Origin of the sequence: Rosenbergiella collisarenosi, from assembly GCF_018494085.1 — a bacterium.
Taxonomy (GTDB): Bacteria; Pseudomonadota; Gammaproteobacteria; order Enterobacterales; family Enterobacteriaceae; genus Rosenbergiella; species Rosenbergiella collisarenosi.
In genome coordinates, this window is record NZ_JABBFP010000045.1 from 1 (window position 1) to 213 (window position 213).

The 213-nt window shown below is 64.8% G+C and carries 1 protein-coding gene; it reads right to left on the reverse strand.

Annotated elements, in window-relative coordinates; genetic code table 11:
* Positions 1-213: hypothetical protein (locus tag HGT70_RS16520; protein ID WP_214196587.1), on the reverse strand; the 213-nt coding region annotated here is incomplete at both ends.

Genomic DNA, 213 nt, shown 5'->3' on the forward strand with positions numbered 1-213 from the left:
TGGCAGCGTGAGAGTCACCGGGATAAAACCTATCGGCGTGTCTGTCACGCTAGCCCGCTGGTCGAGGGCCTGCGTAATCGTAGAGGGCAGCCGTGCATCGCTATCCAGCGGGCGAACACCACTCGCCGTGGGAGTCAGCGCCTGTGTTTCACGGTCAGTGACCACCGTGCCCCCGCCCGTGATGTGGGCATGCTCCTGCCAGCGCGACTGCTG